Origin of the sequence: Nostoc punctiforme PCC 73102 (genome assembly GCF_000020025.1) — a bacterium.
Classification (GTDB): Bacteria; Cyanobacteriota; Cyanobacteriia; order Cyanobacteriales; family Nostocaceae; genus Nostoc; species Nostoc punctiforme.
In genome coordinates this window covers 2,589,276-2,602,930 of the sequence record NC_010628.1, presented here as the reverse complement: position 1 = coordinate 2,602,930, position 13,655 = coordinate 2,589,276, and the positions used below count along the sequence as shown (strand labels likewise).

Annotated in this window: 11 protein-coding genes and 3 pseudogenes; 9 read left to right on the top strand and 5 right to left on the bottom strand. The window is 42.1% G+C overall.

The genetic code is table 11. From position 1 onward, the window contains the following. Positions 1–4: 4 nt before the first annotated feature. The gene (locus tag NPUN_RS10735; RefSeq protein ID WP_012408743.1) at positions 5–1,924 is read right to left on the bottom strand and encodes an aldehyde dehydrogenase family protein; all 1,920 of its coding nucleotides are present in this window, start codon (positions 1,922–1,924) and stop codon (positions 5–7) included. 1,264 nt (positions 1,925–3,188) lie between these two features. Between NPUN_RS10735 and NPUN_RS44730 the strand changes: the two genes are divergently transcribed. From NPUN_RS44730 to NPUN_RS10725, 3 genes and pseudogenes are all read left to right on the top strand, one after another. Then, entirely contained in the window at positions 3,189–3,263 is a 75-nt protein-coding gene (locus NPUN_RS44730; protein WP_419788437.1) for a helix-turn-helix domain-containing protein, read from the top strand. Positions 3,264–3,685: 422 nt separating this feature from the next. Continuing rightward, a pseudogene (locus NPUN_RS10730) lies at positions 3,686–3,898 on the top strand (transposase family protein); the annotation flags it as partial. 239 nt (positions 3,899–4,137) lie between these two features. After that, positions 4,138–5,484: pseudogene (locus NPUN_RS10725) on the top strand (erythromycin esterase family protein). A 290-nt stretch (positions 5,485–5,774) separates the two neighbouring features. Here the strand turns inward: NPUN_RS10725 and NPUN_RS10720 are convergent. Beyond that, on the bottom strand, positions 5,775–7,079 hold the full coding sequence (locus NPUN_RS10720) for an RNA polymerase sigma factor (protein ID WP_012408741.1): 1,305 nt from the start codon (positions 7,077–7,079) through the stop codon (positions 5,775–5,777). A gap of 63 nt (positions 7,080–7,142) precedes the next feature. Here NPUN_RS10720 and NPUN_RS10715 point away from each other — a divergent pair, with 63 nt between their 5' ends. The 5 genes from NPUN_RS10715 (at position 7,143) to NPUN_RS10695 (ending at position 10,001) form a co-directional block, all read left to right on the top strand. After that, positions 7,143–7,568, top strand: a complete 426-nt coding sequence (locus NPUN_RS10715; protein WP_234711074.1) for a YciI family protein — start codon at positions 7,143–7,145, stop codon at positions 7,566–7,568. Between the two features lie 85 nt (positions 7,569–7,653). After that, entirely contained in the window at positions 7,654–8,445 is a 792-nt protein-coding gene (locus NPUN_RS10710; RefSeq protein ID WP_012408739.1) for an IS5 family transposase, read from the top strand. Between the two features lie 75 nt (positions 8,446–8,520). Beyond that, entirely contained in the window at positions 8,521–8,964 is a 444-nt protein-coding gene (locus NPUN_RS10705) for a YybH family protein (RefSeq protein WP_012408738.1), read from the top strand. Positions 8,965–9,105: 141 nt separating this feature from the next. Then, positions 9,106–9,516 (top strand): VOC family protein, encoded by a 411-nt coding sequence (locus NPUN_RS10700; RefSeq protein ID WP_012408737.1) that lies wholly within the window; start codon positions 9,106–9,108, stop codon positions 9,514–9,516. Between the two features lie 77 nt (positions 9,517–9,593). Further along, positions 9,594–10,001, top strand: a complete 408-nt coding sequence (locus NPUN_RS10695) for a VOC family protein (protein ID WP_012408736.1) — start codon at positions 9,594–9,596, stop codon at positions 9,999–10,001. 77 nt (positions 10,002–10,078) lie between these two features. Here NPUN_RS10695 and NPUN_RS41720 read toward each other — a convergent pair whose 3' ends face one another. Together NPUN_RS41720 and NPUN_RS10690 are read right to left on the bottom strand one after the other, a co-directional pair. After that, the gene (locus tag NPUN_RS41720) at positions 10,079–10,231 is read right to left on the bottom strand and encodes a hypothetical protein (RefSeq protein WP_167315604.1); all 153 of its coding nucleotides are present in this window, start codon (positions 10,229–10,231) and stop codon (positions 10,079–10,081) included. Between the two features lie 135 nt (positions 10,232–10,366). Continuing rightward, positions 10,367–12,055, bottom strand: a complete 1,689-nt coding sequence (locus NPUN_RS10690) for an alpha-keto acid decarboxylase family protein (protein ID WP_234711073.1) — start codon at positions 12,053–12,055, stop codon at positions 10,367–10,369. A gap of 83 nt (positions 12,056–12,138) precedes the next feature. On the opposite strand from NPUN_RS10690, the gene NPUN_RS41715 reads away from it, so the two are divergent. Next, positions 12,139–12,309: a hypothetical protein gene (locus tag NPUN_RS41715; protein WP_167315603.1), complete on the top strand. Its 171-nt coding sequence runs from the start codon at positions 12,139–12,141 to the stop codon at positions 12,307–12,309. Positions 12,310–12,424: 115 nt separating this feature from the next. Here the strand turns inward: NPUN_RS41715 and NPUN_RS40020 are convergent. Next, positions 12,425–13,592, bottom strand: a pseudogene (locus tag NPUN_RS40020) (IS630 family transposase). Between the last annotated feature and the right edge of the window lie 63 nt (positions 13,593–13,655).

Genomic DNA, 13,655 nt, shown 5'->3' with positions numbered 1-13,655 from the left:
AATTTTATCTTCTCAACTGAATCGAAACTCGTTGCGATATAAATGTCACTAAAGCATTGAGTTTTAAAAAGTTTAATAAGTTTAGCAATTGCAGTAACCACTGGGGATATGTATTTTTAAATATCTCTGGGTCTAAAAATTTTGGTGCTTGATAATATGCAACCCGTTTTAAATTCAAAAGATTGCTATAAGTAACATTATCAGTAGTTGAATTTCCCCCAAATGTGCCGCACCCTAATGTGAAGGATGGGTCTAAAGCACTTGTAAGACCTATGATTCCATGTACCCCCGGCGAATTTACTAATATTCTACTGGCTGGCATTTCTAAACCAAATCTTCTCACCACTGCCTTATTTTTCGTGTGTATAATTGCTGTATGTCCTTTCCCTTCTATCTGTAGTATCGACCGACAAAGGTCTATACCTTCAATCTCATTTTGAACTGTAAATAAACTCAATATCGGTGCCATCTTTTCATAAGCATAGGGATTATCTAAACTTAGAAATTCATTCGGGACTATAATTAATTTAATGTGATAATCGCGTTTAATATTTGCCATAACGGCAATTTTAGCCGCTGACTGACCAATAATTTTTGCTTGCAATCGATTCGATTTATCTTCAAAAGCAACTGTGCTAAAGTAGCTTTTTTCTTCATGCGTAAGTATTGCCGCGCCTTCTTGCTCTAATACTTTAATAAAGTTCTTCCTAACGCGTGCATCAACTATCAAATTATGTTCAGAACCACAAATTAATCCATTATCAAATGATTTACTTACAATAATAGTGCGGGCAGCATGTTGAATATTTGCATCCGCACAAATTAAGGTAGGAGTATTAGCAGGACCTACACCAATTGCCGGAGTTCCTGAACTATAGGCAGCTTTCACCATGCTCGCACCTCCTGTTGCTAAGATTAAAGAGACGTTTTTGTGCTTCATTAATATTTCTGTTTGTTCGCGGGAACTGCGATGTTTTAACCACTGAATCAGCTCTACAGGTGCATCTTGCCGAATTAAAGCTTCCTGAATAATTTCACAAACTAACGTGCCAACATTCTTAGTAGAAAGTGGGAAACTTAAAATCAGTGCATTACGACTTTTTATACAAATTAAAGCTTTAAAAACCGCTGTTGCAACTGGGTTAGTCATGGGAATCATTCCAAAAATAATTCCCATTGGACTTGCTATTTCACAAACATTATTAATTTTATTATTCGAGATAAACCCGCATCCAGATTTGCCAACCAGCGAGCGGTAAATACCTAAGCTAGCAATTTTATTCTTAGTAACTTTATCCAAAATATCCCCAACACGAGTAGCCTTTACTGTTGCTGTTGCTAATGATTCGGCATGTTGTGCAATCGATGAAGCAATTACCAGTAATAAGGCATCTATACGTTCTTCAGACCAAGTTTGAATTTCTTTTTGAGCTAGTAAAGCTTTATCTAACATTACTTCCACTTCTGGGTTTATCACAAAGTGATTTTTTTTAATTGTAAGTTCATTTAAAGAACGAACTCCAAGTGGAGCAGCCTTTCTAAACATTTCCCAGAGACAAATCAATATTCTTGGCGAAGTTTCTAGTAATATTTCTAACTCTTGAATTAGTATTTTTTTAGCTATTATATTTGTTTGGGCATAAGCAGTAGCCGAACGAGGCATTTTATCTAATAAGCTTATTTCTCCAAAAATTGTCCCAGCTTCCAAATAATTAACTACAAAATTAGAACTACTTTCTGATGCTGTTTCAATCCGTACTATACCTTCTTCAAGGATATAACAGCTATCCGCGAATGAACCTTCTTTAAATATATAAGTTCCGGCTGAAAAACTAACAGGTTGCATTATTTTTTCTAAAACCATTTGTTCAGATGCCGAAAGTTTATTTAATGGTTCAAGAAGCGATATTAATACAGGTTTCATATATGTTTGGATAATTATAAATCGGATTATTAAAAACTTTAGTTTATGCTAAAAATTCACCATAATTAAAGGTGATTTCGCTTAAAAATTAACTGACTCAAGTAAGGAGGAAACTGTTATAGGGTGAGTTATGGAAACCGTAATCCACTATTTTTGCGTTCTGTACCCACTTACGCCATCTTTTCATTATTTATTTCTACTTATTTGCATATTATGCTGGCAATAACTCGTTGATTTATTAATAAAACAAAATTAATAGTGTACTCTGAGGCACTTACGTATTTATTGAGCATTTTAACTATATATTACATTTATTGTTAAAAGTATCCGAAAAAATACTGAAGATATTAATAATTACCAAGTGCGATCGCATTTCTAAATAATCAGTCTACAGAGCAAGCATAACTTCTCAATTAGGTTATGGAATGTACCAAAAGACTAGTGCATATAAGTTTTGTACGGTAACAGAGGAGGGCGACCTCTATGGTTATAGAGTTCCCGTAGTAGTCAACAGACTCGGCTGTTAAGGCACCTACAGGTAATAATAAAATGCCCAGCCCCTCCGGGCTTGGTGCAGTCGCTCATGGGGGAAACCCCCTTCTCTACGTAGACGCTCCGCAAAGGCGCTAGCCTCTCACTTTGGGAGAAGACCGCGCTGCTTCACCGTATCAAATATATTTTGGCTAAACCCAAGGACTGAGCGGCTTTCATCGACAGCTGGACATTTTATTTTCTGGAAACCCCTAATGATATTGAAGTTCATCTACACCCAAAAGCTAATCATATTAAGGATTTGCGCTTTTTTAGTGCCATTCCTCCCTTACAGTATCGGTATCGCCCTAGCCCTTGATTTCTATTTTTTTGTGTTTAAATATACTGATTAATTGTATTTAGTTTTACCAGTAAAAATTATGCTGAATCTACAAAGCGATGTGATGTGTACTGTTCTAGTTCTTGCATTAAGCATTTCTTTTTTAGTAAATGGTCTTGCTGCTTTTAGCTTGCTTTCTTTGAGCTTTAGGAAAGATTCTTACGATATCGTCAACGATAAGGCTAGAATGCTTTGGATGCTACTTTTCATCTCATTTATAGGTGGAATAATTTTAGTTTTAGTATTCAATACTTCGTGCCGCAGTAGATAAATATTGGCTTGAGGCTATTATTGTTTAGGTATATAGGAATCCTATTTGATTTTTGAATAGACTCCCCCGCATTTCTCACTTGTAAGAAATGCGGGAAGTATGTTTTATTTTATTTACTACAGATGCCGACATTTCAAGTATTAGGAATGTTGTTCGGAGTTTCTAAGACAGAAGCTAATGATACATTCCATTATTGAATACTAATCCTTAATGCCTTTGCTTCAAAAATCGTCTTAAGCATTACTCCTCAAGGCTTTAATTCCTCTCACCATTTCAAAATCAGCGAACGGGCAGTCAAAGGTGCAACTAGTGCGGATGAAAAGCTGGAAACGAAAAGCTCGATAGACTTGGCACAGAAAACTTATTGAACATTTGTGACATGTTTGAAGCTCAAGAGAAAAGCAATCCTCACAAGAGTTTGCTTTTTCCGCTATTTTTATGGTAAAAATCAAAATCAATTAAATTTTAACAACTACAATTTAATATAAAAAATAGTTAAAATTTAGATATTGCAGTAGTTTACGAACTTTCAAATATTATCAAATAGAGCTGATGCTACAATATAAATTGTAATCTACCAAAATTTTAGGCGTAGGCGTAGCCCGTCGTAGACATCGCTATGAAATTTCTCGTAGAGGAAATACTGAATCTTCCCGATATGAAAGTATTAGATTGTCAAGAGATAGAAGATATAGGAATAATTATAACAATAGAAAAATTTGTGAACTCTTGTAGTTGTCCTTCATGTGGAAAAATCACTCCAAGTATACATCAAAATCATGGGCGAACGATTCATGATTTACCTTGGAGTGAAAAAACAGTTTTATTAAAAAATACACTTAAAAATTAAACTTTTTGGCAAGCTTATAGTTTAAATTCTCTAACTATAGTAAGAGAATAATATGCTTAGTCACTTTTAAGATGAAAGTATGATAACAGCAATTTGGAAGCATTAGATTTATTATCTACGATCGCCTAGGGTGGGGCGTAGCTCATCGCGTTAAAACTACCGCTCCTTTAACAGTATCTAAAATCATAATCAAGAACACAAACTTTTGATAACTAACTATTATGTCAGAAGCAACAGCAACACAGCTAACCGATGCATTACATGAAGTAGCACATCCACTGATAGGTACTGCCCAAGACTACGACCCACTCATGGATTTAATTGGTAATGCCCGCTTTGTATTGATTGGTGAAGCGTCTCACGGCACCCATGAATTTTATGAACAACGGGCTCTTATTACTAAGCGTCTGATTCAAGAAAAAGGCTTTACGGCTATAGCAGTGGAGGCAGACTGGCCGGATGCCTACCGTATTAATCGATATGTACGGGGAATTAATAACGACCCTACACCGGCTGAAGCGATCGCAGGCTTCAAGGGTTTTCCAACTTGGATGTGGCGCAACACAGATGTGGTGAACTTCATCGGTTAGCTACGTCAGTATAATGATGCTTTACCGCAGGATAGAAACAAAGTTGGTTTTTACGGGCTTGACCTTTACAGTATGTATACTTCAATAAGCGAGGTTCTTGCTTACCTGGACAAAGTGGACCCAGAAGCTGCACAACGGGCACGCTACCGATATTCTTGCTTGGAACACTTTGAAGAAGATACCAAAGCTTATGGATATGCGGCTGCTTTTGGTCTGAGCGAGTCTTGTGAGCAAGAAGTTATTAATCAATTGATGGAATTGCAACGCCGGATTGCGGAGTATGCAGGGCGTGATGGTCAGGTTGCAGAAGACGAGTTTTTCTATGCCCAAGAGAACGCCCGACTGGTGAAGAACGCCGAGGAATACTACCGCTCAATGTTTCTTGGACAGGTGTTGTCTTGGAACATACGCGATCGCCACATGGCAGAAACTCTAGATCGCCTCGCCGCCCATTTAGATAAGCAAGGAAACCGTTCAAAGATTGTGGTTTGGGCGCATAACTCGCACCTTGGCTATGTACGAGCAACCGATATGGGAATTGCAGGTGAACTCAATGTCGGGCAATTGGTACGAGATAAATATGGTGATGATACCGTACTTGTAGGCTTTACAACTTATACGGGTACAGTTACGGCTGCTTCTGATTGGGGTGGTGTACCTGAACTGAAACAAGTTCGTCCAGCATTATCTGACAGTTACGAAGCTTTATTTCATGAGGTAGGTTTACCTCAGTTTTTACTGAATTTACGACAAGAAAATCAAGCAGTTACAGGACTAGAAAAACCGCGATTAGAGCGAGCTATCGGTGTAATTTACCTGCCTGAAACCGAGCGTCAAAGCCACTATTTCTACGCTCGACTACCTGACCAGTTTGATGCTGTAATCCACATTGATGACACTACGGGAGTGCAACCACTCGATCGTACTCCCTCTTGGGAAACAACTGAACCACCAGAGACATTTCCTTTCGCCGTCTAAATCATAAGTTGAACATTTTTAAGCTACAACCGGCGATCGCAACCTTATGTAAAGCATGTAATTCGGGAATTACTGCGCTTTTTAATGCCGTATTCTATAATCAATAATTCTTTGCACATCCCGCGATGCTAGTAGTCTGCTAACCCAAAAATGCGCTTGTGAGGGCTGGGGAAAGGGTAAGGGATTTAAACCCTTTCCACCTGCACCTTATCCCCACTTCGTGGGGGTCCCACCTTCCCCCTTCCCCTTCCCCTTTACTCCGCCAAGTTCACTTGGCGAACTGCTAGATATTAGGGTTGAACTTCGCGCAGCCGACGCTCCAGAAAGCGGCGTTCGCTGTCATTTTTTACCAGCACGAGCGCAAGTCCGTAGCTCTGTGCGGCTGACGCTGAGGCTCCGATGCGGCGCAGCAAATCGGCACGGGCGGCGTGAAATAGATGGTAGCCATCAAGCTGAGGGGCAAGTTCATCGATAAGTCCAAGCGCCGTCTGAGGACTGTCTACCATTGAGATTGCCACCGCCCGGTTTAGCGACACAATGGGCGAGGGCTGCAAGCGTTCGAGCAAATCGTAGAGGCGGACAATTTGTAACCAGTCCGTTTCTTGTGCCCGTGCCGCCTGACAATGTAGTGCCGCGATCGCAGCTTGCACTCCAAACGGGCCAGTTCCGCCCCGCAGTGCCTCTTCAACGAGCGGCAACGCCTCAGCAATCTGCTGTTGGTTCCAACGACGACGATCCTGATCTTCGAGCAACACCAGATCGCCCGCTTCATCTAAACGGGCATCGCGCCGGGAGTCGTGCAGCAACATCAGTGCAACCAGTGCAGTCACTTCTGAGGGCAGTTGCGGTGCCATCAACATCCTCACGAGACGACCCAGCCGAATCGCTTCTGTGCAGAGGTCAGCTTTCACCATCGTCTCGCCTCTAGTCGCCGCGTAGCCCTCGTTGAAAATCAGATAGATCGCTGTCAGCACTGCGTCTACCCGCGCAGACAGATCGCTTGTGTCCGGCACTTTATAGGGAATACCTGCATCTCGAATCTTGCGCTTGGCACGCACTAGGCGTTGCGCCATCGTTGCCGTGGGTACGAGAAATGCCCGTGCAATTTCATCCGTCTCAAGTCCGCCCAGCATCCGCAGCGTCAGAGCAACCTGAGCCTCGATCGCCAGTGCTGGGTGGCAGCAGGTGAAGATCAGTCGTAGCCGATCGTCTGGAATTTCATCAGTGTCGTAGGTTGGCTCCTCGGTCGTTGGGATTAACCCAGACATAGCATACCATTCTAGTTTTTCCTTCAGCCGCGTCCGGCGGCGGAGGCGATCGATGGCTTTGTACCGAGCTGTTTTGATAATCCACGCACGGGGGAGATCGGGAATGCCCGTGGACTGCCACTGATTAACAGCCACACTAAAGGCTTCTTGCGCCGCCTCTTCAGCCACATCGAAATCCCCAATCAGCCGGATGAGTGTGGCGACAATCCTACCCCACTCAGCACGATAAAGAGAGGCGATCGCTTGGGTTACATCTGATTGTGCGTTTGAGGTCATAGCTGACTTTGAAAAAATTTTTGGCGAGGTGTCGATTTGAGCAATTGCCATTCGACTTACTCACAAAGGGAAACAAAACAGGTAAAGCTCGATTGTATCTAATGAAAAAAATTTTTGGCGAGGTGTCGATTTGAGCAATTGCGGTTCGACTTACTCACAAAGGAAAACAACGGAGGCAAGCCAATGAAATATGTGCTGCTGATTTACTTGGAAGAAAATGCCCTGAGCGAAACCGAACGGGAAGACTGTTATGTGAAATCCGCGCAGCTCGCACAGCAACTCAACTCAAATGGGCAGTATTTAGCTACTGCCCCGCTTCACCCTGTCACAACGGCAACTAGCGTCCGGGTGCGTGATGGCAAACCGCTTGTAACCGACGGGCCGTTTGCAGAAACGCGCGAACAATTGGGCGGGTTCTTCCTGATCGATGCCCAAGATATCGATGCAGCGATCGCGATCGCTGCCCAGATTCCAGCAGTAGAAGTTGGCACCGTCGAAATTCGCCCCGTAATTGAAGTCGCAGGTTTGCCAGAGCATTAGAGGATGTTTGAAAAGTTGGAAGTTGAGTAAAAAAAGCTCTCAGGGCATAAGCTGTAAATAAGTAGATACAGCACCATTGAGAGCGATGAGTAAAGCATACTCCAGTAACCTGACCCAAGACCAATGGGAATTATTAGAACCGTTAATTCCAGTAGGCAAAACAGGTGGTCGTCCAAGAGTGGTAGAGATGTGGCAAGTAATCAACGCTATTTTCTATGTATTGACGCAAGGATGTACTTGGCGAAACTTACCGGGAGACTTGCCAAATTGGCAAACGGTATACACATACTTCCGAAATTGGCGAAAAGATGGAACATGGGTAAGTATCCATGATCAACTCAGAGACTGGGAGAGAGTAAACAATGAGCGAGCAGTCAGCCCAACAGAAGCAATCATTGATAGTCAAAGTGTGAAAACTGCGGCGATGGTCACTCAACAAGTGGGATACGATGCAGGCAAAAAGGTCAAAGGACGCAAGCGATTTTTGACAGTTGATACTTTGGGTCTAGTACTGCCGGTGTTGGTGAGTGCGGCTAGTGTCGATGAACGCTCTGGTGGGAAACTTTTACTCCAGAAGGTCAAACAGATGGGAGACAAGGTATCACGCCTGAATCTTATCTGGGTTGATGGTGGTTACGATGGCAACCCTTTTATGCAGTGGGTGATGGATTTTTACCGATGGGTTGTACAAGTCGTGCTGCGACCTCGTGAACGCAAAGGCTTTGTTTTGTTGCCTAAACGTTGGGTTGTCGAACGTACTTTCGGTTGGCTAACTGGATGTCGGCGGTTGAATAAAGACTATGAGCTTTTACCGGAAACTGCGGAGAATTTTATTTACCTTGCCATGATTCGGATCATGGTGCGGCGTTTGGCATAAATTTTTACCCCTTTTCACTTTTCAAACACCCTCTTAGGGCCTGCGCTCAACCTGAAATCAAAAGGAGATACTTAAATGACAAAAAGCGCGATAAAAACCAACCAAGCTCAGATTCGCCAACTCATTGCCGATCAACAAGAGGCAATTTGCGCTAAGGATGTCGCTCGGATCGTGTCGAACTATGCTACCGAGGTCATCATCTTTGATATAAAACCCCCATTCCAAACACATGGGAAAGAGGCTTTACGTCAAGTTTGGTCAGAGTGTTTGCCTTATTTCCCGGACTCCTTTGAGATAGAAACACGAGACCTCAACATTACAGTCAACGATGACTTGGCGGTTGCCCACTGGCTCTCGCACTTTACATCAATAGAAGTAGATCATCCAGCAATGCAGACATGGATGCGGATCACTGCTGTCTGCCAGCGCCATCAAGATGAATGGCAGATCCTACATGAACATATCTCTGTTCCATTTGATCCACATACCTCTCAAGCCGTATTTACGCTCAACCCATAGTTCAATTACACCACTTCCGGCAGCTATGAGGTACATCCTCAAATCTGAAAGCTTTGATAGGAGAGGGCAAGGAGAAAAACTGTATTGCATAATAGCCGGAAGCCCTGTAACTCAATCATAAACCAATCAAAACAGCACATCATGAAAATCAATTCTTATCTTAATTTCAACGGCAACTGTAAAGCAGCATTCAAATTCTATGAACAATATTTAGGCGGCAAAATCATCATGATGCTTACTCATGGAGATGCCCCCACAGCAGAACATGTACCAGTTCAATGGCATGACAAAATCATGCATGTCTGCCTCGATCTGGGCGATCAATTATTGATGGGGTCTGACAGTCCGCCGGAACACTTTGAAACACCTCAAGGCTTTTACGTGCAGTTAGGCATTGACGAGCCAGCGGAGGCAGAACGCATCTTTCATGCATTAGCAGAAAATGGAAAGGTGAAGATGCCGATCGAGCAAACTTTCTGGTCTGTCCGCTTTGGAATGTTGGTCGATCAATTCGGCATTCCGTGGATGATCAACTGCCAAAAGACTGCTTGATCCGTCATTTTGGGAAGCGCCTACGGGTATCTTCTTCTCAACCTTTTCGCCGATCTTTCAATCCAAAAGGAGAACCCATGAGTACTCAAATTTTCGTCAATCTACCAGTCAAAAACCTCAATCAATCGATAGAGTTCTTTACTCAACTCGGTTTCCAGTTTAATTCTCAATTCACTGATGAAACTGCCACCTGCATGATTGTGTCCGAAAGCATCTTTGTCATGCTCTTAACGCATGAGAAGTTTAAGATGTTTACTCCCAAGGAAATTTGTGATGCTACAAAAAGCACAGAAGTGCTCGTATGTTTATCTTTTGATAGCCGAGAACAAGTTGATGAAATGGTTCGCTTGGCAGTCACCGCTGGTGGAACAACCTACAATGAACCACAAGATCACGGTTTTATGTATGGGCATGGATTTGCTGACTTAGATGGCCACATTTGGGAAATTATATACATGGAGCCAAGCGCAATAAACCTTGGTTAGAAATGCGCCCGACACCGGAATAGCTGCGGCTTACATTCTTTTGGTTATCTTCTTATAAGAACCACCAACGTATTCGCTTAGTAGTGTTGGCGTAGCCATTGCTCCTCCTCAAACACACTAGCATCCTTGGAAGAATTACTAGTTGAATGCAGAGCAGCAATTGCATTTAAGTAGTTAGTTGGCTGTGTGCCCAATACGGTTCGGGAAAAGGGGAAAGGTTTTAAATACATCCTTTCCCCTTTTCCCGCAACCCCATTCCCCAGGTCGTGCGCGAGTTTCCAAAACCAGTCACTCCAAGATTAACAACACCTTTATACTTGCTTTATACCCAAATCTCTGATGAGTTGACGAGGCAGTACGTTGCTTTATTGCTGCAACATCTTCAACAGAACCTCTGGACTGTCCATTTTATCCATCACAACCTCAATAAAAGCAAGTTGGTCATGGTTTTGTTGAGCTGTTTGTAATGCTTTATCTAACTGGGATTCGGTACTAACTTTAATTCCCCAGCCATTGCCACCGAAAACCTTAGGGAGCTGATGATAATTCCAAGGTTGAATGTCGTTATACGGCATACGTTCACCATGAATATCACGCTCTATAGTATATCCATCATTGTTGATCAAAAAAATAATCGGTTTTAAGTTATACCGTAAGATAGTTGAAAGTTCTTGTGCAGTCATTTGGAAAGACCCGTCACCAACCAGTAGGATAGAGCGACGTTGTGATGCAGCGATACCTGCGGTGGGCTTCGCCAACGCACAACCAAGTAATGAAGCAACAGAGTAGCCAATCGCTCCCCAAAGTACTTGCCCAACGAAAGTAGCTCCTTTTGGTAAAGGAACGATAGAGGCACCAAACAAACAAGTTCCAGTCTCAGCAACGATAATGTCATCTTCTTGGAGAAAATGAGCAAATCTATGCCAAAAATACTGCTGCGTAATTGGTGCCGAAGAGCCGCCTTCGATTGGCGTTATAAAACCAGCATCTAAATTCTCTGTTGCTGATTTGAAGTTTAGCGTTTGAGGATCGCGGCGCTGCAACCGTTGACTTAAAGCAGAAAGCACATCTGCCATAGCTACATTGTTGTATAAAGCATGTTTAACTTTTACATACTGCCCATGCACTTCAATAGTTTGGCTGGGGTCAAGTTTGGCAGAAAACTTGCCTGTGTTGAAATCAGTCATCAAAGCACCGATAGTTAAAACACAATCAGCCTGCTCAATACGTTTTCTGACAGATTCCTCACTGGCAGCACCATTATATATACCGATGAATTGGGGGTGAGTTTCTTCTAGCAATCCTTTTCCCATATTCATCGTGGCATAAGGGTATCCGGTAGCTGTTAGCAGTTTTCGCAATTGTTCATGCAAGTGATAACGAGCTACACCAATATCAGCAAGAATCACAGGTTGGGAAGCTTTTTCCAGTATGTTTACACAGACATCAACTATTTCGGCTAAAGTAGCGCCATCACTCTGGAATACTGGGGGTATAAAGGAATCAGACGGTGCAGACACCTCTGTGAGAGCAACATCCATAGGTATGGAAATATAAACAGGTAACTTCTTCAGCAAACAGATACCTAAAACTCCGTCAATTTCCGTTGTTGCATTTTCGTTTGTTAAATATGCTTGAGCCACCGTTACCTGTTCATACATTCGGGCAAACATTGAGAAATCACCAGTACCAAGCGTATGATGGACAAGTGAACCAAGAGCTTGAATTTTAGTTGCAGGAGCACCAGTAATCGCTACAACCGGAACGTGTTCAGCATAAGCGCCAGCGACACCATTAATAGCACTGAGTTCACCAACACCAAAGGTAGTTATTAATGCCGCAATACCATTGAGCCGACCATAACCATCGGCAGCATAGGATGCGTTAAGTTCGTTGCAAGTAGGAATTAACTCGATGCCATTATGGTTAACAATATAGTCGAGAAATTCCATATTGTAGTCTCCAGCAACGCCAAAGATATGCTTGATGCCAATTTGCTCCAGACGAAGCAATAAATAGTCGCCAACAGTAAACGTTGCCATTGTCTTAGCCAAAATTTTACCCCTTTAGGGTATGAAAACTTTAACTTAGATGCGTATCTCTGAAGTAAGAACAGTAACTAATAGGAATGTGACTTTTGCCGTTAAGTTTCTCAAGAATGCTGCTATCCTTGGCAAATTTTGATGTTCTTAAAGTATTAATGGAACTGTTTGTTCGCCGCTTTGTTCGCTTCATGCTGGATGAATCAAGTCATCCATTCTCACCCAGCTCTAGTAGCGGCGTTCCCCACAAACCTTTACCCTGGTGACTCTAGCATTAGTAGCTCCAGGTAGCGCAACCAAAGTTTTAATACTACAAAGGTAATTTACCTGGCCAAAAGCAATGTCGATGCTACTAACTAGTAGTCTGCCAAGCTAACTTTGCTATGTTAAATTTGGATATAAACGCTCCATTTTTCGGCGAGCATCTTTGGTTTGAAAACCCCAATAAACACTAGCTTTTTGCTGATTACGTTTTTTCTCCCAAGCGGCAATCTCAGAAGTTAATGTTTCTGCATTAGGAATACGCCGTTCTAAACATTGGCGAGATAAAACAGATAATTCGATTTCTACCTGATTCAGCCCTTCGGGTTCGCCAGTTGCTTCAAGTCGGGGAACCCGCCCAACGCACTGGCTCACCAAGAAGCGTGTTTAGGAGTATAGTGAAACTCTAACTTTTGAATAATTCGACGTGCTTCTTCTGGTGGAAAAACTTCATATAATGCATTGGGTGTATGAATATTCAAGTTATCAACTACTAAACGAATAACATCGGCATCTCGGTAGGAAACATCTACTAAATTTTTCATTTGTTTAGCAAAATCGGCTTTAGTTCGACGTTCTGTAACTTCGATATGCCGCCATCCAGCCAAGGGTTGAAAACATGCGAATAAATTTACTGTCCCGTTACGTTTATACTCAAAATCATAACGTTCAGGTTGCTCTGGCTGTGGTGGCAAAGGAAGTCTTACTTCTTCTACTAATTGGTATGGACGTTCATCAAAGCAGACTACAGGGCGTTTAGGATCATAAGGCTCATTGTATAAATCCAGCACATCTTCCATTCGGAAAACATATTCTGCGTTAACTTCAGGAATACACCATTGTTCTTTCAACCAAGGCTTAATTTCATTTTTTTTAAAGTTTGACGTACTGTTTCATCTGAGATTGAATCTATGATACCAACGTTCACTAAATGATCTGCTAATAATTGCATTGTCCAACGCACTCTTCCTTCTGGCGGATTAGAACAAGCTGTTGCAATCAAAAATGCTTCTTGCTTTTCATCTAATTTTTTATGTTTTGGTGGATGAACTTCATCCTTTAAAGCAAAATCTAACCCTCCAATGACAAATTTTTCTCGTATTCGTTGCACTGTTGCAACATGCGCTCTAACTATGCTAGCGATCGCTTGATCCGTTTCTCCTTCGGAAGCCATCAAAAGAATGTTTGCACGGCTTATGGTTCTTGCCTTATGCTTACCTTTCTTAATTATCGATTGCAGTTGGGAAACTTCATCTTCATTCAAGTCAACAATGTACTTTTTTGCCATGTTACACCCCGTTTTTGGCTATTTTACCAATTAGAGGTTTTACTTAGCAAAGTTACCTTGGTA